Annotated in this window: 14 protein-coding genes and 1 tRNA gene; 14 read left to right on the forward strand and 1 reads right to left on the reverse strand. The window is 61.6% G+C overall.

Annotated features, from left to right (window positions below):
* The 5 genes from recA (at nt 1) to GY725_07575 (ending at nt 13925) form a co-directional block, all read left to right on the forward strand.
* Nucleotides 1-1089: a recombinase RecA gene (recA, locus tag GY725_07555; protein ID MCP4004035.1), complete on the forward strand. Its 1089-nt coding sequence runs from the start codon at nt 1-3 to the stop codon at nt 1087-1089.
* A 150-nt stretch (nt 1090-1239) separates the two neighbouring features.
* Nucleotides 1240-2415: a type IV pilus twitching motility protein PilT gene (locus tag GY725_07560; protein MCP4004036.1), complete on the forward strand. Its 1176-nt coding sequence runs from the start codon at nt 1240-1242 to the stop codon at nt 2413-2415.
* 166 nt (nt 2416-2581) lie between these two features.
* Nucleotides 2582-5206 (forward strand): alanine--tRNA ligase, encoded by a 2625-nt coding sequence (alaS, locus tag GY725_07565; GenBank protein ID MCP4004037.1) that lies wholly within the window; start codon nt 2582-2584, stop codon nt 5204-5206.
* A gap of 263 nt (nt 5207-5469) precedes the next feature.
* A complete protein-coding gene (locus GY725_07570) occupies nt 5470-7374 on the forward strand; it encodes a ShlB/FhaC/HecB family hemolysin secretion/activation protein (GenBank protein ID MCP4004038.1) in 1905 nt (634 codons plus the stop codon).
* Between the two features lie 104 nt (nt 7375-7478).
* Nucleotides 7479-13925: a filamentous hemagglutinin N-terminal domain-containing protein gene (locus GY725_07575; GenBank protein ID MCP4004039.1), complete on the forward strand. Its 6447-nt coding sequence runs from the start codon at nt 7479-7481 to the stop codon at nt 13923-13925.
* A 31-nt stretch (nt 13926-13956) separates the two neighbouring features.
* On the opposite strand, the gene GY725_07580 is transcribed toward GY725_07575, so the two are convergent.
* Entirely contained in the window at nt 13957-14913 is a 957-nt protein-coding gene (locus GY725_07580) for an outer membrane protein assembly factor BamD (GenBank protein MCP4004040.1), read from the reverse strand.
* A gap of 110 nt (nt 14914-15023) precedes the next feature.
* Here GY725_07580 and GY725_07585 point away from each other — a divergent pair, with 110 nt between their 5' ends.
* The 9 genes from GY725_07585 to GY725_07625 form a co-directional block, all read left to right on the forward strand.
* Nucleotides 15024-15299, forward strand: a complete 276-nt coding sequence (locus tag GY725_07585; GenBank protein ID MCP4004041.1) for a hypothetical protein — start codon at nt 15024-15026, stop codon at nt 15297-15299.
* Between the two features lie 30 nt (nt 15300-15329).
* Entirely contained in the window at nt 15330-15998 is a 669-nt protein-coding gene (locus tag GY725_07590) for a CDP-alcohol phosphatidyltransferase family protein (protein ID MCP4004042.1), read from the forward strand.
* Nucleotides 15999-16030: 32 nt separating this feature from the next.
* Entirely contained in the window at nt 16031-16312 is a 282-nt protein-coding gene (locus GY725_07595) for a DUF1844 domain-containing protein (GenBank protein MCP4004043.1), read from the forward strand.
* Between the two features lie 11 nt (nt 16313-16323).
* Nucleotides 16324-17217 (forward strand): 4-(cytidine 5'-diphospho)-2-C-methyl-D-erythritol kinase, encoded by an 894-nt coding sequence (gene ispE, locus GY725_07600; protein MCP4004044.1) that lies wholly within the window; start codon nt 16324-16326, stop codon nt 17215-17217.
* Nucleotides 17197-17271: transfer RNA gene (locus GY725_07605), tRNA-Gln, on the forward strand. The genes ispE and GY725_07605 overlap by 21 nt, the downstream gene beginning before the upstream one ends.
* Nucleotides 17272-17364: 93 nt before the next feature.
* On the forward strand, nt 17365-18315 hold the full coding sequence (locus tag GY725_07610; GenBank protein ID MCP4004045.1) for a ribose-phosphate pyrophosphokinase: 951 nt from the start codon (nt 17365-17367) through the stop codon (nt 18313-18315).
* Between the two features lie 23 nt (nt 18316-18338).
* Nucleotides 18339-19007, forward strand: coding sequence for a 50S ribosomal protein L25 (locus GY725_07615; GenBank protein MCP4004046.1), 669 nt, complete (start codon nt 18339-18341; stop codon nt 19005-19007).
* Between the two features lie 15 nt (nt 19008-19022).
* Nucleotides 19023-19616: an aminoacyl-tRNA hydrolase gene (locus tag GY725_07620; GenBank protein MCP4004047.1), complete on the forward strand. Its 594-nt coding sequence runs from the start codon at nt 19023-19025 to the stop codon at nt 19614-19616.
* Nucleotides 19613-21577 (forward strand): sodium-translocating pyrophosphatase (locus GY725_07625; GenBank protein MCP4004048.1); only part of this gene is annotated, 1965 nt, incomplete at its 3' end. The genes GY725_07620 and GY725_07625, both read left to right, overlap by 4 nt.

A 21577-nucleotide genomic window follows, 5' to 3' on the forward strand; every position in this document is an offset into this window, starting at 1 on the left:
ATGGCGCGAGCACAAGACCTCAAAGACGAAAAGCGAAAGTCCGTCGACCTGATGATGGCCTCGATCGAAAAACAATTCGGCAAAGGCGCGATCATGAAGATGGGCGCGGACCAGCTGGGCCAGGAAGTTCCGGTCATCTCGACGGGCTCTCCAGGTCTCGACATCGCCCTCGGTATCGGGGGACTGCCGCGCGGCCGCGTCATCGAAGTGTACGGTCCGGAATCCTCGGGCAAGACCACACTCGCTCTGCACGCGGTGGCCGAGTGCCAGCGCGCCGGTGGCGTCGCCGCGTTCATCGACGCTGAGCACGCACTTGACGTGAGCTACGCCGCGAAGCTGGGTGTCAACGTCGAAGAACTGCTCGTTTCGCAACCCGACACCGGGGAGCAGGCGCTCGAGATCGCCGACATGCTCGTGCGCTCCGGGGCCATCGAGATGATCGTGATCGACTCCGTCGCGGCGCTCGTGCCGCGCGCCGAGATCGAAGGTGAAATGGGGGATACCCACGTAGGTTTGCAGGCCCGACTCATGAGTCAGGCGTTGCGCAAGCTGACCGGAAACCTGGCGCGTTCCAGCACGGCGATGGTCTTCATCAACCAGATCCGCATGAAGATCGGCGTGATGTTCGGCAATCCCGAGACGACCTCGGGTGGAAACGCTCTGAAGTTTTACTCATCGGTGCGACTGGACGTACGACGTATTGGCCAGATCAAGGACGGTACCGAAGCGATCGGCAATCGCACGCGCGTCAAGGTGGTCAAGAACAAGTGCGCGCCACCGTTCCGGCAGGCGGAGTTCGACCTGATGTTCAATCAGGGCATTTCACGCGAAGGCGATATTCTCGACCTGGCGACCGACTTCGGACTGCTCGAGAAGAGCGGCACCTGGTACAGCTTCGAGGGCACTCGGATCGGGCAGGGCCGGGAGAATTCCAAGAAGTTCCTGCGCGAGAACCCGGAGGTCTACGGTCGAGTTGCCGAACTGGTGTACGGCCACGCGGGTATCAAGCGCAAGGCCCCGGTCGCCTTCGAGAGTCCGGCCGGAACGGCGGAAGGTGCACCCGAGAAAGAGGCGGCAGCAAAGGCGTAAAGAGTACGCATCCGGCGCGAAGCCTCGCCCGCTACGCCTCAAGATCGTTCTGGCTCACGTCGATCAACCTCCGGTAACCACCGGTGCTGTCCGTTCAGCGATTCCCGATGAACGCAGGTACCGACCGAGGGGCGGTTCGGCTTGGCTGGAATGGACCTGAACGAAATCCTGACGATCGCCATCAAGGGAAATGCATCTGACATCCATCTGAAGGCAGGTCTTCCTCCTCTGTTCCGTGTGGATGGAGCGCTCGTTCCGCTAAAGAACAGCGAGCGATTGGGCCCCGAAAAGCTCAAGGAGATCTGCGACAAGATCATGACGCCGGGCCAGAAGGCTCAGTTCGAGAAGAACCACGAGATCGACCTGGCGTACTCGATCGCGGGTCTCGGCCGATTTCGCGTAAACGCGTTCATGCAAAGAGGGACGGCGGGTGTCGTCTTTCGTGTGATTCCGTTCGGCGTCAAGACCATCGACCAACTCGTGCTGCCCAAAGTGGTCGAGAAGATTGCCATGGAGCCGCGCGGCTTGATCCTGGTCACCGGAACCACCGGTTCCGGAAAGTCGACCACCCTGGCGGCGATGATCGATGCGATCAATACGAATCGCACCTGTCATATCATGACCATCGAGGATCCGATCGAGTTCCTGATCCGAGACAAGCGCTCGGTCGTCAACCAGCGCGAGATCGGTGTCGACACGCTCAGCTTCTCCAACGCACTACGGGCAGCTCTCCGTCAGGATCCAGACGTGATCCTGCTGGGTGAGATGCGCGACTTCGAGACGATCGAAACGGCGCTCACGGCGGCCGAGACCGGTCATCTGGTCATGTCGACCCTGCACACGATCGATGCCGCCGAGACCATCACCCGAATTGTGTCGGCCTTCCCTCCGCATCAGCAGCCTCAGATTCGTCTCCAGCTGGCATCGATCATCAAGGGAATCATCAGCCAGCGTCTCGTTCCCCGCGCCGACGGCAAGGGTCGCGTGCCCGCGGTTGAGGTCATGATCTCGACCTCGCGCATACGCGAGTGCATCGCCGACAAGGAATTGAGCAAAGAGATCCCGGATGCGATCGCCAAGGGCTATGTGAGCTACGGCATGCAGTCCTTTGACCAGTCTCTGATGGCCCATGTGAAGAACGGAGTCGTCGCCTACGACGAGGCGTTGACTCATGTGTCCAACCCCGACGACTTCGCCCTGCGTTTCAAGGGCATTTCGGGCACTTCGGATAGCACCTGGGACGATTTCGAGGAAGACGCCAGCGAGGCCGACATCGACCTGCTCGATGCCGAGCCGGAAGACGGGCTGAAGATCGAGCGTTTCTAGCAGGCTGACCCATGACTGCTGCGGGAAGCATGGGTGCTTCGGCGGCCAGGTGTCGCGAGTCGTCTCGGGTCTGGGCCCAGCTTCCCGTTCGGAGTCGGCTCCGATCCCTTCGTGGAGTTCCGGTGGCTTCTGCCGCGAAAACTTCCAGGCGCTATGCTCTCGTCGCATGACGGGCAACGAAATCAGACAGGCGTTTCTGGACTACTTCGCGGAGCGGGGCCACCAGGTGGTCCCGTCAGCTCCCACAGTTCCACAGGGGGACGCCACGCTCATGTTCACGAACGCGGGCATGGTGCCGTTCAAGCGCGTGTTCACCGGCGAAGAGAGCCGCGACTACAATCGCGCGGTCTCCTCCCAGCGCTGCATGCGGGTTTCGGGCAAACACAACGACCTCGAAGAGGTCGGCCGATCCCCTTCGCATCAGACGCTCTTCGAGATGCTCGGCAATTTCTCGTTCGGCGATTACTTCAAGCGCGAAGCGATCGAGTACGGCTGGGACTTCCTGACGAATATTGTGGGTCTGGCTCCCGAACGACTCGTGGTCTCGGTGCACAAGGACGATCAGGAGGCCTACGAACTCTGGCGTGACGAGATCGGCCTGGCCGAAGAGCGCATTTTCCGCCTCGACGATGCGGAGAACTTCTGGCAGATGGGGGATACCGGTCCCTGTGGTCCCTGTTCGGAGATCCACCTGATCACTGATCCCGAGATCATGGAGAAAGGGGGTGACCCTTCGGGTCCGGGTTTCCTCGAACTCTGGAATCTGGTGTTCATGCAGTTCGAGCAGGCGCCGGACGGGACACGTAAAGAATTGCCGAGTCCCAGTGTCGATACCGGCCTGGGGCTCGAGCGCATCGCGACGGTGATGCAGGGTGTCACCAGCAACTACGATACTGACCTGTTTCGACCGATCATGGCGCGCGTACAGCAGATCGCGGGCTACGAGTACGGTAGCGATCCCGACAAAGACGTTTCGATTCGCGTGGTGACCGACCACGTGCGCGCTTGCACCTTCCTGATCGGCGACGGCGTCTTGCCCAGCAATGCGGGTCGCGGATACGTCTTGCGTCGCGTTCTGCGCCGGGCTGCGCGCCACGGCGTCTTGCTCGGAATTGATGAGCCCTTCCTCTTCGAGGTGGCGGATACGGTGATCCAGGAGATGGGTGCCGCCTTTCCCGAAATCCGCGAGCGCCGGGATTTCATTCGCGACACGATCCGCAAGGAAGAAGAACGCTTCCTCAAGACGCTCGGGCGTGGGCTCGCACTCTTGGACGAGCAGATTGTCGCGGTGCGCCGCGACAAGCACACGAGACTCTCCGGCGACGTGGTGTTCCAGCTCTACGACACTTTCGGGTTTCCAACCGACCTGACGCAGGACATTCTGCGGGGACACGGCCTGGATTACGATCAGGATCGTTTCGACGAGTGCATGCGCGAACAGGCTGAACGAGCACGCGCAGCCTGGAAGGGTTCGGGCGAGGCCGCACCGGCCGAAGTCTACAACGCACTGGCGAACGAGCTTTCTTCGGAGTTCGTCGGTTACGAACAGCTTGCAGGGCGTTCGAAGATCTCAGCGATCCTGGTCGCGGGCGAGCGCGTCCAACAGGCGAGCGAAGGCGAGCGCGTCGAGGTGATCGTACCGACGACGCCGTTTTACGCGGAGAGCGGCGGCCAGGTGGGGGATGTCGGCAAGATCAGCACCGAATCCGGAGCCGTCGAGGTCGAAGACGTACAGAGACCCGTCGAGGGACTGATCGTACACACCGGCTGTGTCGGCATCGGAACGATCCGCTCCGGTGAAGACGTGCAGCTCGAAGTCGATCGCGAGCAACGCGCGGCGACGTTTCGCAACCACTCTGGGACGCACCTCTTCCAGTGGGCTCTGCGCCAGGTACTGGGTTCCCAGGTCACGCAGGCTGGATCGCTCGTCGGTCCAGAGCGTCTTCGCTTCGATTTCACGCACGACAATCCGCTGACCGGCGACGAGATTCGCGAGGTCGAGGATCTGGTCAACGGATTGATCTTCGAGAACATCGGCTCCAGTGTGGAGACCCGGTCGTACCCGGATGCGATCGCGGCAGGTGCAATCGCGATGTTCAGTGAGAAGTACGGCGATGAGGTGCGAGTCGTCACTTTTGGTCCTTCCGTCGAGCTATGCGGAGGTACCCACGCCAGCGCGACGGGCGACATCGGTTGCTTCCGCATCATCGGGCAATCCGCAATTGGCGCGGGCGTGCGGCGCGTCGAGGCACAGACCGGTTTCGGGGTCATCCAGCAGAGCCGCCGAGACGAAAGCCTGTTGCGCGAGGCTTCCGGACTGTTGCGCGCAAGTCCCGCCGATCTGCCCGAACGCATCTCGAAAATGCTCGAACGGCAGCGTGAACTCGAACGCGAACTCGAGAAGACGCGTGCGCAGATGCGGCGCGGTGGCTCGGGCGATCCCTTGCAGAGCGCACGCGAAGTTGCCGGTGTGAAGCTGATCGCAGCCGAAGTCGAGGATGCCAATCCCAAGGAACTGCGTCAGATGATCGACGAGCTGAAGCAGCGCCTCGGCTCGGGCCTGGTTCTGCTGGCGGTGCGTCAGAACGACAAGGTTTCGCTGGCCCTGGGCGTTACCTCGGACCTGACCAACCGGTTCAAGGCCGGCGCGCTGGTCAAGGAGATCTCGACTCTAGTCGGCGGGTCGGGAGGTGGCCGACCGGACTTTGCGCAGGCAGGCGGCAACCAGCCCGACGGCGTTCCGCAGGCGCTCGAGCGCTTCGTGGAGCTGATCGAGTCGGCTGCGGGCTGATTTATTTTCGGTCTGCGAGAGCCCCTGAAAACGCTCCTTCTGGCAGTTTTCGGAGTCCCGTGAAGCAGCCTCGCGACGGGGCCTTTTCGGCCCGCTCTGCGGGTGGGTGATACAGGCAGGGATGTCGCAAAATCCACGCAAAATTAGCATGTTACGCGGATTATCGTGGCGTCGGAATGATTGACTTTCGCCCCCCTGCCAAGTTAAATAGGAGCGGGCACCGGTCTTGAAAACCGACCTCCGCCCCATGGAGACCGGCAGCTTTGAAATACCCCCCCACCCAGCGATGGCTGGCCTCGTTCGCGCTGTTTTTGCTCTTGCTTGCTCCCGACACGGGGTGGGCGGCCGCAAGCCGCAGCGTTCGAGGTGAGCACTCCGCCACCCAGGGTCCGCTCTATCTCGTCAGTGCGATCCGGGTCGAGTACGCACAGGCTCACCCGTTGCATCCACCACTCGCCGAGATTCGCGAGACGCAACTCGGCTTCGGGAATGCGGGGGATGGCTACGTCGGCGCCCGCCGCGGCGGTCGGAACATCTTCGTGGAGATCTCCGAGATTGAGCGTCACGCGCCAATGCAGATCTACGCGACCGGATTGCGCGAACTCAACGAACAGATCGTGCGCGAGTTCGAGCGCCGGGGTCTGATCGGCGTCTTCGTTTCACCTCATCCGGAGGACATCGACCCGGACACTGGAGAAGATCGGCGCGAGCGGGGACAGACCGAGTTGCGGATCGTCGTGCATACGGGACGGGTCGCGGGCCTGCGCGCTTTCGCGAGGGGGCCGAAGAGCGGTGCCGTGGAGCCTGTCGACGCACCGGCCCACCGCCGAATCAAGGAATCATCTCCACTACAACCCGTGGGCGCGGGCCAGCGCGATCAGGGCGATCTCCTGTCGCGAACACAACTCGACGACTACCTGGCCAGCGCCAGTCGTTATCCGGGACGTCGTGTCGATGTCTCGATGACTCCCGCTCGCCAACACGGTGGGGTATTCGTGGACTATCTGGTCGCCGAGGAGCGCCCCTGGACGCTGTACAGCCAGTGGTCGAATACCGGAACCGAGCAGACGACGGAGTCTCGCCAGCGTTTCGGTTTTTCTCACTCGCAGTTCACAGGGCACGACGACGTGCTGCGCTTCGACTACGTGACCGGCGACTTCGACGACGTGCACGCCGCGTTCGGGTCCTACGAGATCGGTGTTCCGCTGAGCATGCGTCTGCGTCTGAAGGCCGGTTGGAGCGACTACAGTGCATCCCAGTACGCGTTTGCGGGCGAGAAATTCGAAGGTACGCAGTGGAACGCGGGCGCAGAACTCGTGCGCAACGTATACCAGCGGCGGAAACTCTTCGTCGATCTGGTTGGCGGTCTGCGCTGGATGGACATCGAGGTTTCGAACATCGCGAGTCCCAAGGGGGAGGAAACGTTTCTCGTGCCTTCGCTGGCTCTCGAAGTCGAACGCTACGCCGATACTTCGGCGTTGAGCGCATCGCTGGGCTTCGAAGCAAACCTGTCTTCGCTCGCCGGTACCTCTTCGCGAGAAGACGAGCTCTTTCTGTTGGGGCGGTCGCAGGTCGACGACGACTGGCGCCTGCTGCGCTGGAGCGGCAACTACACGTTCTACCTCGAACCCTGGTTCAATGGCGAGGCCTGGCGCTACGACCGTACCTCCAGCAGTTCGACCCTGGCGCACGAGATCGCACTGCGCACGCGCGGTCAGTACGCTTTCGACACGCGCCTGATTCCGCAGTCCGAATTCGTGCTCGGTGGTTTCCACAGTGTACGCGGCTACCCGCAGTCGACGATCTCCGCGGACAGCGGAATGTTGATGTCAGCTGAATATCGCTACCACTGGCCGCGAAGCTTGCGTCCCGAACCTCCGCGCGACTATCCGGTCATTGGCGCGTTCCGTGTCGCGCCGCAGCGCGTGTACGGGCGCCCGGACTGGGATCTGGTTCTGCGCGGCTTCTTCGACTGGGGATACGTCACGTTCAGTGACTCATTGGTCGGCGAAGATGACGAGACGCTGGCGTCACTTGGCATCGGCATTGAACTGATCCTGCGTCGCAACCTGAGCCTGCGCCTGGACTACGGGATCGCCCAATCCGCAGTGCGTCGCGTCGACAGCGGCAATTCTGAAACTCACGTCCAGGCGACCCTCCGGTACTGATCATGCAGAGTCTTTTCAAAACAATCGAACAAGCTCTCGTCATCCTTCTGTGCGCCCTGATTGCGGCGCCTCCTGCGCTAGCCGCGCCCGATCTCGAGACTGAGGTGAAGGGAGACACCAGCGTCAACACGACGGGTCTCGATACCGTGATCACCGCGACCGATCAAAGCGTGGCGGACTACCGCAGTTTCGACATCCTGGCGAACGAGACCGTCGAGGTGAGGATCACCAATGACGTCGGTGCAGACCTCGACGGCGGGAGCCACCTGGGGCGGATCAATAGCGCCGATCCGACCAGCATCGACGGTAAGTTGTTCTCGAACGGTCACGTGTACCTGATCAATCCGGCAGGCATCCTGTTCGGCGAGAATGCTGAAATCGACGTGACCGGTCTTCACGCCTCAGCGGGTTCTTATGACGAGACCGACGTGAACAATGTTCTCGCCAGCCCCGACCTCGACGAGCGCGTGCGTTATCAACAACTGGTCGGCAAGGTGGAGAACCTCGGTCAGATCACCGCTGAGGTCGTCGACCTGATCGGGCGCCACGTCGTGAACGCCGGAACGATTGGTCCTCAGGGTGAGAACGGCTTCTTCGTACTCATCAGCGGTTCGGACGTGACAATCGCGCGGGTGAATAACGGTCTGGGCGACTACGACGTGTCCGTGACGATCAATGGTCTGGCGGAGACGCTGGAGGACGCACTCGGAGACCCGGTCCTCACCGGTGTGGAGTTCGAGAGCGACTCTGTCATCGACGCCGGTGGCGGTGAACTCAGGGTCGGTCTGGCCGCCAAGGTCGGTCTGGCCGCCGGCGATCTCGTCGGAACTGCGATGCAGCTGGCCAGCGGCGGACTCACCTACCGGGGAACGATGAGCGCCAAGAATATCTCCCTGATTTCGTCGGGTGCCGATGTTGCGGTCGAGGCTGCGATCGCGGCGACGGAAAAACTCGAGATCTGCGCCGGTTCGAAATGTTCCGGAACGGGTTCGGAACTGGTCGTTCTGGAGGACCCGGTCGACTTCTCGACCGCCACAGCCGATGTGTCGGATCCCGATACACTCACGATCTCGGACCCTACCGTGCTTTCGGGTCCCTCGGTCCGAATGCAGAGCGAAGGCGATCTTAGCGTGGAAGGCGGCGACCTGAATCCCGACGCTAGTCTCGAACTGCTCTCCGCCGGAGCCCTCGATGTTCAGACGGATCTGAGCGCTGCGGAATTGACGCTTTCTTCGGGCACCGACGGCAACGGCGCTCTCATCCTTGGGGCGGTGACGCTTCGCGGCGACCAGATCAATCTGAGCGCTGGTGATGAATCGGATTATGAGTCCATTGAATTCGACGAAGACACGAAACTGCAGAATCTGGATCTGGTCGAAGAAGCGGCTCCTGGAGGGCTTTCGATCTCCCAGGGTCTCTGGATCGACGAGAGTTTTCTGACGCAGAACTCGATTGCCGGGCTTGTGGTCGAGGACCAGATTGACCTGCACCTGCGTTCGGACCGGGGCGGGATCCTGATCGATCTCAGAAATCTCAACGCCGATGAAGCCAGTGTGGCGGAAGCCTTGCTTGCGAAATCCAATCTGCAACTGGAGAGCCGAGCGATAGAAGGCACCGAGGTACTGGGAGGATTCATCCTGCGGAGAGCGGGTGTAGAGGTGGATGGAGACCTCGTGGTGCGTTCGCTCGAAGTGACCTCGGGTACGGCCCGTTCCACCTTTAGTGGCAACCTGAGAGCCACCGAGGGCGATATCGTTCTTGATTCTACGGTGATTCTGGATGGCGAGCCCGACGATGACGTAGCTGGGTACGACCAGTCCATCGTTGCCGAGAAGGGCCGTATTCTGTTGGGGAGCCCGGAAGAAGAGCAGACGAGCTCGGAAGAAGAGCAGACGAGCCCGGAAGAAGAACAGCTCTTCACCCTCTGGAAGGCAACCACCGGAGACCTGCTTCTCGATGCGGATACAGACTCAGCCGTGGACGGGGTCTCGATCGATCTCGACGGCGATATTGAGGTGTCCGACGGCAATCTGACGATCGCGGACAAGTTCTCGATGTCAGGTGCGGAGATTCTCGTCAAAGGAGACGAGGCGGGACAGTTCGTACTCGACCAGGGTGCGGTATTCGATCGGGATCCGACGCTGTCTCAGACCGTGAACGCGCGAGAGCTGATCGTCGAGAGTTCGCTGACCAAAGAGTCCACCGACACCGAATTTGCGAACCTCGCTCTGAAGGGCAGCGAAACACTCAGTCTAAATCTGGGTGCGAATATCCGTTCCAAGAGCCTCAGACTCGGCCAGGGTTCAGTGGATAGCCAGGTGTTGATCGCCGACGGACTCTCCGACGCTGATTTCGATGTCGAGGAGGAGTTCTCGTACTTCCAGGGTGTGGCGATCGCAGGCGCAGAGATTGCCCGGGTGCTCGGGCTGATCGGGGCCAAGACCGTAACGATCGACACCCCCGACGAGATGACGCTCGATGGGGACGTCGCCCTGGAAACGAGCGCCAATCTGATTCTGCGCGCGGACAGCGACATCACGGTGAGTCAGAACGTGACCGCCGGAGCCTCACTTCTGATGCATGCGGGAGAGGGGGCGATCACTGATACACAGCGGAAGCTGAGTCTCGTCGGAAGCGCCGACACGCCGGTCGTGATCTCCGCAGACGAGATCGAGTTGAGAGCCGGGTCCGGTGCCGAAAACGTACCCGCCGTAGTCGAGCTCGCGAACGTGGAGTTCAAGAAATCTGACGGCACTGCGCGGCCCGAGGAGCTGAAGATTCACCAGGATGCCGCTATCGACCTGGACGACTTCGCCGGTGTGAATGCCGATCGACTCGTATTCCAATCCGATCTGGGTGACGTCGTACTCGACTCTGTGTTTGACGAGCCCGAAGCCGGGAGCGAACTGCAGCTGCTTTCCAACGACGAAGTTCGGGTGTCTGCCAATGTGAATACCGACCGCCTGGTAACGCACGCGGGTCGCGACGGATCGGGAAACACCTTGATCGAAGCCGGCGTTCAGCTCGCGGTGCGAGAACTGGAACTCGAAGCCGGTAACGGAATAAGCGGCGAAGCTGCGGAGGCTGAAGTACTCGTCGATTCGGCGGTCGAGTTCTCGGGACTCGAGAGCTTTTCACTCGCGCAGGACAAGACGATCGATGACACGACGCACATTCCGAACCTGGGCGTCGATTACGACGGTGCGCTCGAACTCCGTTCCAAGGGTGGATCGGTCGTCGTGAACACGATTGATCTGATCGAGGGAACGGCTCTGACTCTCGGCGGCCGGGAGGGCGTCGAAGTGGATTCGAGCGCAGATACAGATCTCGTCGTTCGCGAGCTGACGATCCTCGATCTGGAACCAGAACTTCAATTGGATGCGAGCGCGGTCTTCCACCAGAACGTGACCGCCAGCGAGGGGGACATCACCCTCGAGTCGAATACCGATTTCCGGAGCCCCGCCGAGGCGGAGCGCAAACTCGAAGCCACGTCAGGCAGCATCACGGCGCTCAAGGATCTGAGCTTTGACGAAGGCGCGGATTCGAGCAGCGGAACGGCATTCCGGCTGATCGCCGGTGAAGACGTGCAATCGGATGGCAAGATCTCCTTTCAGTCGGCCTATTCATCCTCCTCGGATCCGGTTCTGAGTGTTCAGGCGAAGAACATCACCGTGACCGACGTGACGACGGCCGGTCTCGGTCAATCCGTCGCTCCACGGATTGAGCTGACGGCGGAACAGACCCTGACTCTCGCCGGCGCAATCAGCACCACCGGCAGCGACGCTTCAAAACGCGGCGACGTGACTCTTACGAGCGAGGGAGAGAACGGAATCAGGATTGGTCGATCAGAACCTCTTCCCGACGGAGAAGAAGCCAGTGTCGTCGGTGCAAACGTGCTCTTCGACGGTGCGGTGAGTCGCACGCCAGTACTGGTCCTCGAAGAAGACACGGACACGGGCACGGACACGGAAGTCGATAAGACCGATGAGACGGCCCGCAGACTGACGGTAAATGCGACCGGAGATCTGGAGTTTACCAGCACGGTCGATGCGACGACCCTGAACGCGACGGCATCCGACGATATCCGAGTGAACGGAGATCTCACGATGCACACCCTCACGGGTGAAACGGCGACGGGTCGCACATCCGTCGTTTTGAAAGCTGGTGCCGATGGCACCGGAAACCTGCTCCTGGAGGCCGGTGTGACGAAGATCGTCGCCGACGAGATCGATCTGGCTGCGGGTTCGAGCGACGCCGAAAGCGACGACATCGCCGAGATCAGTCTTGCAGCGGGTATCGAGTTGCAGGCGTCGGACTCAGAGGCCGATCAGCGTCGCGCCTTTGCTCGCAACTCCGGGTTTTCGCAGGACGACGTCGCGGATTTCCTGGCGCTCGATACGCTCGGCGATGACGGTGTCGAAGGTATGGAGATCCAGTTCCAGTCGTACAAGAACGAAGTTCAAGTCAATGGGGCCGATGTCACCGGAAGTGAGTTGACGTTAGGTGGCGGTACCGATAGCTCGGAATCCGTAAAGGTGACCGGTGGGCTAGACGTGCAAAAACTGGATCTTCTCTCGAACGCGTCGCTGGACGGTGATCTGAAAGTTTCCGACGGTGGACTCGACACAGCAGGCGATGTGACGGTCACCAACGGCAACGTACAGGTCGAAGGAACCATCGGCTTTTCCGGAAAAGAGGGTCAGGCCGTCTGGGTGCATAACGGTAGCCTGGAGGCCGCCGGCGGCCTGAAGTCTGAATCTGAAGACTCTTCCGACGTCACGGTCGATGCCCTGGGGGATCTGACCCTGGGTGATGTCGAAACAACTTCCGAAGCTGCGTTTGTCAATGGCGGGCTCGACCTGATCAGTGGCGAAGGCAATATTGTGCTCGCCGGAGATGTGATCGCGCGGCGCGATCTGATTCTCGCGACGGACGTTGCCGCCGACAAGAAGGTCTTGCTGACTGCAAACAATGAACAGCGCCTGCTGTCGAGTGAAGGCTGGGTCGAGTACCTGGGCTCGCTGGGTAAAGAGGATGGAAGCTTGTCGGTGGGTGGTGAGAAGGGTTTTCATATCGGTGGAAACATATGGGCGTCACAGGATCTGGTTTTGATCGGACCTGGTATGTTAGGTGCTATGGCGGAACGCGTAGAGGCCGAAGAGGGTACGCTGGTTCTCGCGACCAATTCTGAGACTCGCGACGATCTCGGCCTCTTGCCCCCTGAAGATTCAGACGCGCAATCGGGCACTCCCACCGGGGGCATCCACCTTGACGAAGATTCCGATGGGCTGGAATTGCGGGCGGGTGATGGCATCGAGATCCGTGGTACAGGGGAGACCGCGGATGAGATCCTGGTGTTCGGCAATCGGATCGATTTTGCATCGCGGGTCTCTGGAACTGGAAGTCTGGAGGTCTTTGCGGGAGGTATTGCCACCCGAGATGTTGCCCTGGACGGCTCCACGCTAAGCTTGAATGCTGGCTCGATCGAGTTTGTCGCGGCCTATCCCGGAGAGGTGCGACGTATCGCCGCCGGAACGATCGCGTTGAACCCGCAGGGACGGGACGCGTCGGAAACCCCGACCATGGGCTCCGCGGGAGATCTCGAGTTGATCGCATCGACGGGGGATCTGACGATGGGTTCCGGCGAGATTCTGACGGCTGTCGGGAAGCTGGACGTTTCGGCCGCTGGAAACGCAAGGCTCGGGTCCCTCAACGCGATGGAGATCGCCGTCAATGCGGGCTCGATCTCGGCGAGCGGACCCGGTACGGACTGGAATGCCAATTTCGTGAGCGCAAATCAGGCGCCGGTCGGAGTTACGGTTGCGACACCCAGCGGTATTGAAGTCAGCGACGCGTTGGTCAACGATTCGACCAGACGTCGCATGCTGAATCTGGACGGAAGCGAACTGAGCGAAGATGATCTGATGGACGCCGACAGCTTGCTCGATGTGACGGCAACTGGACCGGTCCTGTTCGAGGCGGGTCGACAGTTGGAGGCCGCGCCGATCCAGGTCGCAGCTCTGCCCAAGCAAGTGCTGGGATTGCTGGCGGGGGACATAGCTCTGGAGCGACCGCTGCTCGCGGACGAGCTGTTTGCGTTGCTGGAGCGGGCGCTCGCGGGTGACTCGTTCGCGCAGCTCGTCGAAGACGAGCCGCGGATCGAAGACGATCCGTTTCGCCAGCTCTTGCAGAGCTACACCGCCATGTTCGTGCTGGGTCCGTCCGCGCAATTCGATCCGAGTACGGGACTACCCGGGGTCGGTCGCGGTCCGGCGGCGCGGGGTGTGTTTGCCGAAGCGATCGCGTTCTATCGCGGAAGTGGAGCGAGTTTTTCGGGTGCGGACTTCGCTCGCCACCTGCGCAGTGAACGCAAGGGTGATCCGGCGGACTACTATCTGTCGACGCTGCGGGAACTTCTGGAGCGCGCCGAAGCGGCCGGGTTGTCCGGGGACCAACTCGACCAGTTCCGGGCAATCCTGATTCGCGACGTGACGCCAGACGATGTGCCCGTGAGTTTCTTGAACGAGGCGCTGCTCTCGCTCGACCAGTAGTCCGCCCGAGAAGTCGCTGCTTCGAGTCGTCTCAGTTGCAGGCGGGATTGGGGTCGGTCGTGCACGACTCCGGCAACAAGTAGTTGCCCTCGCTCTCGATCGCGGCCAGATCCTGGAGTTCCGCTCGGATTTCGTCGACCAATTCGTCTTCGAGATCCTCAAAGCCGAGCACGCTACGAAAGAGCTGCTCCGCCTCGCGATAGCGACGAATGCGCTTGAGCGAGGTACCCAGTCGGGCGATCGTGTAGGGCCGTCTGGCATGCGTAGGGTAGGTGCTCAGCGCTCCTCGGTAACGCGGGATCGCGGCGTGATACTCGCCGCGTTCGAAGTAGAAATCGCCGACGATGATTTCCCGTTCGGCGAGTCGATCCTCGGCGGTCTTGCGTTTGGTACGCGCTTCTTCGGCCGCGTCGGTTCCCGGGTAGCGTTCGATCAATGCGCTGAACTGTTCGATTGCAGCACCCGTAGCTTCTTGATCCCGGTCAGCCTCGCGCATCTGCGCGAATGAGCACAGCCCATTGCGGTAGATCGCGTACGGGACCTTCTCGTGGGTCGGATGTAGCTCGACAAAATCCTGGTAAAAGCTCCGCGCTTCTTCAAAGTCCTCGGCGTTGAAATGGATGTCACCGATCTGGAGTGCGGCGAGGGTCGCAAACTCGCTGTAGGGGTAGTTGTCGATGACCTCCTGGAAGTACTCGATGGCCTTCGGGTAATCGATATCGTGGAAAAAGAGGAAGATGCGACGGCCTTCCAGGGTCTCGAGTCCCCGCTTGTAGTAGCGCTCGGCAGACGGCAGATCTTCATCCGGTGGCGTGGTGGCGCAACCGAAAGACAGGCCAACAAAGGTGACCCACGAGGCGAGGGCGATGCTCAGAACGGGCCGATGCCCCCCCCGCCGACCGACCGTTTCGCAAAGCCTCGATGCGCGGCTCCGGGCCCCGCGCGCCTGGTTTTCGGGTATACCGGTTGTAAGTGGCTGAAATTTCACGGTTTTCCCAAACTAGGAAGCTCGGGCCGCGGTGTCAACAGGGGCCCGGCGCAGTCGCCTCTTCGTTGTTAGAATGCCGATCCCAATTCGCCGACTCAGGAGAAGAGCGTATGAAGCAGCTGGACCCCCACGACACGCGACTCATCGAGCGCACCAATCGAACGAATCCCGAAGACCTTCCGGCGATCGAAGAGCACATCGAAGCTCAGCCCGATCTGGCGGATCGCGTCACGTCGCTCTCGGACGAGCAGGTGGACGATTTCAAGCAGAATATGCTCAACGAGCAGGCGGCTCGCCGCGACCGCATCGAGCGCTTCATCGAAGAGGCCAAGGCACCACCGGCGCCGCGTCCGCCCGTCATTCCGGTGAACGAGGCCGATCTCTAGCAGATCGGCTTCTCGAGGAGCCCCCCCTCCGTGATCAAGTCCCGCATGGGTGCCGACCTCGACCAGACGGTCCGGCGGATCTTTCCGTTCGTCGCGCGGCTGCGAATCCATCCCGATGTGCTGACTCTCGTCGGGGCGTTCGTGTCGGGGATCGCCGCTGTGGCGCTGGCCGCCAATCACCTTTTCGCCGGGGGCCTCTTGCTGATGGTCGCCGGCTTCTTCGATCTGGTCGACGGCGTGGTCGCTCGCCAGCAGGGCCTCAGTTCGACCGCCGGCGCCTTCTTCGATTCCTCGATCGACCGCCTCAGCGACCTCCTGGTCTTTGGAGGACTGATCGCCGGTGCCGCCGGGCGGGGCGACGTTGCCGGAGCAGTACTCGGCCTATGGGCGCTCTCCGGCTCGATCATGACCAGCTACACGCGCGCCAGCGCCGAGAAGCGGCTGAACAAACTCGCGGTTGGTTTCGTGGAGCGCGGCGAGCGCTTCGGCATCCTGATCCTGGGAGCTCTCACGGGCTGGATCCAGCTGGCCCTGTTCCTGGTGGCCATCGGCTCGACCATCACGGCCATTCAGCGGATACTCGAAGGGCGCAGGTTGCTGCGCATCCTGGAAGAAACCGGTGTGGATCCCACGGCGGACGACTCCGACACGACCGAGGAGTCGAAGACCCGGGAATCCACAGAGGAGATTTCGAAATGAAAGCCGAACAGACCGGAAAGAGCGGTTTCAAGATGGAAGACTCCGAAGAGGTCGCCGGCATCGGCCTGCCGAAGATGACCTTCGCCACTCTGGTGCTTTCGCTGTCGACCTCGGTGCTCGTTCACCTCGGAGTGGCCACGGAGGAAGGCGGCAGCGCGCCCGAACAGAATCTGCCCATGGCGCGCCAGACGATCGACATCCTCGAGGTGTTGAAAGAAAAGACGGCCGGCAATCTGACCGAGGAAGAAGGACGCCTGCTCGAAGGTGTGCTGCACGACCTGCGGATGCGCTTCGTCGAGGCGAACAAGGGCTGATCGGCCCGGACGTGATTGAACTCCGCGCGCCGGCCAAGCTGAATCTGGGATTGGAGCTGATGGCTCGGCGGCCAGACGGCTATCACGATATCGACACGGTCTTCCTGCCCCTGCGCCTCTTCGATCGACTCGAAATGGAGTTGGCGCCCGTGTCCGGGATCGAGCTGACGATCCGCGGAGCGGAGCTCGCGGCCGGGTCCGACAATCTGGCCACCCGGGGCGCCCAGGCCGCCGCCCGGGCCCTCGATTTCTCCCACGGGATCCGGATTCGGCTGGAAAAACACATTCCGATTGCGGCTGGATTGGGGGGTGGTTCGGCCGATGCGGCCATGGCCATCCTGGGGGTCGAACTCCTCTCTGGCGGGAGGTTATCGGACACACGTCGCAGCGAGATCGCGCGCGAAATTGGCGCCGATGTCCCTTTCTTTCTCGATCCCAGGCCCGCTCGGGGCCGCGGAGTGGGAGAACTGCTGGAGCCGATCGGGTCGATGCCTGAGATGTGGTGGCTGCTCGGGGTCTTTTCGTTTCCGATCTCGACTCCCTGGGCCTACTCCGAAGCGTCCCGTCAATTGACGCTCCCGCGGGATGGGTCTAGTATCGCGGCGCTTCTGGGGCCCAAGGGGATTTCTTCCGATCCCCCAAACGATCTCGAGTTCGCTGCTGCGCGACGTCATCCGGAAATCCGGGAGGTGCGTCAAGCACTTGCTGACGTCGGCGCGACGATCACCGGGATGAGTGGAAGTGGCCCCACGGTATATGGAAGATTTGGGGATCGGGACGCGGCACGACGCGCTGCGATGGAAGTCAAACTGCCAGAAGGCGTGAGGACAATCGCAGTGAGTTCACCGGGAAGCTCCCAGAGTGATTCATCGAACGATTGGGGATGGGGCGTCGCCAAGCGGTAAGGCAACGGGCTTTGGACCCGTCATTCGCAGGTTCGAATCCTGCCGCCCCAGCCAATTGGTTAGGCCGGCGGTTGGCTGAGAGCATGACGAACAAGAAACAACCCTGCCGCCCCAGCCAATTAGTGAGGCCGGCGGTTGGCTGAGAGCATGACGAACAATATTCTCAAGATCTTTGCTGGAAACGCCAGTGCAGCGCTCGCAACCGAGATCTGCGAATACCTCGATGTGGAATTGGGGCGTGCAGACGTGAAGGCGTTCAGCGACGGTGAGACTTCGGTCGAACTGGGCGAGAACGTGCGCGGTATGGATGTCTTCGTCATCCAGTCGACCTGTGCGCCGGCCAATACGAATCTGATGGAGCTGTTGATCCTGCTCGATACGATTCGCCGGGCTTCGGCCAAACGCGTCACGGCCGTCATCCCATACTATGGTTACAGTCGGCAGGACCGAAAGGTTCGCCCGCGCTCCCCGATCACCGCCAAGCTGGTCGCGGACCTGATCACGAGTTCCGGAGCTCAGCGCATGTTGTGCATCGATCTGCACGCCGGGCAGATCCAGGGCTTCTTCAATATTCCCGTGGACAACCTCTTCGCGATGCCCGTGCTTCTGGACAAGGTGCGGGAGTCCATTCCGCGCAATGAAGACGTGGTGGTCGTGTCACCGGATGCCGGTGGTGTGGAGCGCGCGCGCGCGTTTGCGAAGCGGATCGACGCGGGTCTGGCCATCGCCGACAAGCGGCGCGAGCGAGCCAACATCTCGGAGATCATGAAGATCGTCGGTGACGTGAAGGGCAAGACCGCCGTCATCGTCGACGATATCTGCGATACCGCAGGCTCCCTCACCCAATGTGCGGAAGCCGTGATGGGCGAGGGTGCGAATCGCGTACTCGCGGCGATCGCGCATCCGGTCTTCTCCGGACCGGCGATGAAGCGAATCCAGGAATCACCGATCGAACGAGTGATCGTCACCGACACGATCCCGTTGCGACCGGAAACCGAAGCGGCCGATCGGATCGAACAGACTACGGTCTCCCACCTTCTGGGTGAGGCGATCCGACGCATCCACAACGAAGAATCCGTCAGCTCACTGTTCGTATGAACGGAGCCGAGGGGGGGGGCGAAATGAACAGACTCGAACTCGACGTATCGGTCCGCGAAGGCACAGGTAAAGGCCCCGCGCGGCGCTTGCGCTCCAGCGGTCAGGTTCCTGCGGTGCTCTACGGCAGTGACACCGCTCCAGTCTCACTCAAGATCGCCCTACGCGATCTCGAGCGCGTGTTGCAAGGTGGTGCGAACTCACTGATCGACCTCAAGGGCGCCGATCAGGCGAAGGGCAAACTCGCTCTGGTGAAGGAGCTGCAGCGCGATCCCGTCAGGCGCACACCGATCCACTGCGATCTGCTCGCGGTCGATACGAAGAAGCGGCTGCACGTCTCCGTTCCGATCCATCTGATTGGAAGGGCGATCGGTGTGGAGATGGGCGGGGTGCTCGAGCCATTGATGCGCGATGTGGAGATCATCTGCCTGCCGCTGGAGATCCCCGATTTCTTCGAGCTGGATGTGAGTGAACTCGACGTCGGAGACTCGCTCCACGTCAGCGACCTGGCGTCTTCGGACGTTTACGAGGTGGTGCCCGACTCTTCCAATACAGTCGTCCACGTCATTGCGCCTCGTATCGAAGAAGAAGAAACGCCCGAGGGCGAAGAGGAAGAGGACGCTGCGGCCGATGGCGAGGGCGCCGCTCCGGCGACGCCAGCCGAAGGTGGCGGAGACGCCGGCGGGGACAGCTAGCGCCGCATCACCAAGATGTTTTTGATCGTCGGACTCGGAAATCCGGGCAAGCGCTATCGCGACACACCGCATAACGCCGGTTTTCAGGTCTGCGATCGGCTCGCCGACCGCTACGGGCTCGGCGATGAGGTGCAAAAGCACCAGGGGTTGTTCTGGAGGGGCAGGCTCTTGAACCAGGACGTTGGAATCTTGAAGCCGCAGACCTTTATGAACCTTTCGGGCGAATCGGTCGGAGAAGCCATGCGCTACCTCCCCGTCCAACCCGAGGACATGATTCTGGTGTACGACGATATGGACATTCCTTCGGGTACACTGCGTCTCCGAAAGAAAGGTGGGCATGGCGGTCACAACGGAATCCGTTCGGTGATCGAGCATCTGGGCAGCAAGGATTTCGCTCGACTGCGCGTTGGAGTCGGTCGTCCCGGCCGCGAAGGGGCGACGGGACATCTTCTTTCCAAGGTGCGTTCAGAAGAACGAGAAGTTTTCGCGAAGACCGTCGATCTGGCGGCCGACGCGGTTGAAGCCTTTATCAAAGACGGAATTGAAGCGGCGATGAACCGATACAACGGTCTTGTCGCCAATGACGAGGAACAGGAGGGGACCAAGTGAGTGGATTGATTCTGCTGATCGCGCTCTCGGGCGTCGCGGCACTGCTATTTGCGTTGCTGCGCGCGCGAAGCGTCGCAAACGCGGATGTCGGCACGGAACGCATGGCGGAGATTGCCGGTTACATCCAGGAAGGTGCCATGGCTTTCCTCAGCCGGGAATACCGCGTGCTGGGTATCTTCGTCGTTTCGGTGACCGTGTTGCTCGGGGCGGGTTACGCATCGCAGGGCACTCATCTGATCGCCCTCTCGTTCATCGTGGGCGCAGGCTGTTCCGCGCTTGCGGGCTATTTCGGTATGCGCGTTGCCACACTGGCGAACGTGCGCACCGCCGCGGCCGCGCGAACCTCGCTCAACGCGGGTCTCGAGGTCGCATTCTCCGGTGGGGCGGTCATGGGGATGAGCGTCGTCGGACTCGGCGTGCTCGGCCTGTCGCTCCTCCTGCTTCTGTATACGGGTATGTACGGTTGGGATCTCGATGTCGTGCGCGGTCAGGTACTGACCCTGATTTCCGGCTTCAGCCTCGGCGCCAGCTCGATCGCCCTGTTTGCGCGCGTCGGTGGCGGCATCTACACCAAGGCGGCCGACGTCGGTGCCGACCTCGTCGGCAAAGTCGAAGCGGGTCTGCCCGAAGACGATCCGCGCAACCCGGCTGCGATCGCGGACTGCGTGGGGGACAACGTCGGCGACGTAGCCGGCATGGGTGCAGACCTCTTCGAGTCCTACGTCGGTGCGATCATCGCAGCGATGATCCTCGGTGTTCCATTCGCCCAGTCCCAGGGCATTCTGCCCGCCGACCAGCTCTCCTATGTGGTCCTTCCGCTCGCGCTCGCCGGCCTGGGCATCATTGTCTCGATTGTCTCGACCTTCTTCGTGCGCACTTCCGAGGGCGGCAATCCGCAGACTGCACTGAACCTGGGAATCTTCGGCTCGGTGATCATCATGATTCCCGTGGCGTGGGTGGCGATCAGCCAGCTCACAGGTCTGACTTTCATGGACGGTCCGGTGCTGCGCATTCTGGGCGCGATGATTCTGGGCCTGGTCGGTGGTGTGGTGATCGCCCAGGCGACGGAGTACTACACGGCCACCGAGAAGCCCCCGGTCGACAGCATTGCCGCAGCTTCGCTGACTGGTGAGGCGACGAATATCATCGCCGGTCTCGGCGTGGGCATGGTCTCGACGGCGATCCCGACCCTGATGGTCGCGATCGCGCTCGTGGGCGCCTACGAACTCGCCGATCTCTACGGCATCGCAATGGGCGGTCTGGGAATGCTGTGCACGGTGGGTATCCAGTTGGCGGTCGACGCCTACGGTCCAATCGCCGACAACGCCGGTGGCATCGCCGAGATGAGCGAGCTGCCCGCCGAGGTGCGCGAGCGCACCGATCTTCTGGACGCCGTCGGCAATACGACGGCGGCCATCGGCAAGGGCTTCGCGATCGGATCCGCTGCGCTCACGGCCCTGGCCCTGTTTGCCGCATTCCGCACCCAGTCCGGCCTCGACACTCTGGATCTGCTCAATCCGATGGTCATGGCCGGTGTGTTTGTCGGCGGCATGGTCCCCTTCGTCTTCAGCGCCATGGCCATGCGGGCGGTCGGAGACGCGGCGGGCGAGATGATCGAGGAGGTTCGCCGCCAGTTCCGCGAGATTCCGGGACTGCTGGAGGGTACGGCCCAGGCCGACTACCGGCGTTGCGTCGACATTTCCACGGCGGCGGCCATCCGGCGCATGCTGGCCCCTGGCATCATGGCAGTCTCGGTGCCGGTGCTTTTCGGTTTTCTGCCCTTCCTGGGCAAGGAAGCGCTGGGCGGGTTGCTCGCGGGTGTCACCGTGGTCGGCGTGCTCATGGCATTGTTCATGTCGAATGCTGGTGGTGCCTGGGACAACGCAAAAAAGACCATCGAACAGGGTGCGCACGGTGGAAAGGGCACGGATGCCCATAGAGCTGCCGTCGTCGGCGATACC

The sequence above is a fragment of the bacterium genome, from assembly GCA_024226335.1.
GTDB lineage: Bacteria > Myxococcota_A > UBA9160 > SZUA-336 > SZUA-336 > JAAELY01.

What these genes read in the sequence shown, in the direction of transcription:
- recA (MCP4004035.1), top strand. Translation starts at nt 1, where the DNA reads ATGGCGCGAGCACAAGACCTCAAAGACGAAAAGCGAAAGTCCGTCGAC.
- GY725_07560 (MCP4004036.1), top strand. Translation starts at nt 1,240, where the DNA reads ATGGACCTGAACGAAATCCTGACGATCGCCATCAAGGGAAATGCATCT.
- alaS (MCP4004037.1), top strand. Translation starts at nt 2,582, where the DNA reads ATGACGGGCAACGAAATCAGACAGGCGTTTCTGGACTACTTCGCGGAG.
- GY725_07585 (MCP4004041.1), top strand. Translation starts at nt 15,024, where the DNA reads ATGAAGCAGCTGGACCCCCACGACACGCGACTCATCGAGCGCACCAAT.
- GY725_07595 (MCP4004043.1), top strand. Translation starts at nt 16,031, where the DNA reads ATGGAAGACTCCGAAGAGGTCGCCGGCATCGGCCTGCCGAAGATGACC.
- GY725_07610 (MCP4004045.1), top strand. Translation starts at nt 17,365, where the DNA reads ATGACGAACAATATTCTCAAGATCTTTGCTGGAAACGCCAGTGCAGCG.
- GY725_07615 (MCP4004046.1), top strand. Translation starts at nt 18,339, where the DNA reads ATGAACAGACTCGAACTCGACGTATCGGTCCGCGAAGGCACAGGTAAA.
- GY725_07620 (MCP4004047.1), top strand. Translation starts at nt 19,023, where the DNA reads ATGTTTTTGATCGTCGGACTCGGAAATCCGGGCAAGCGCTATCGCGAC.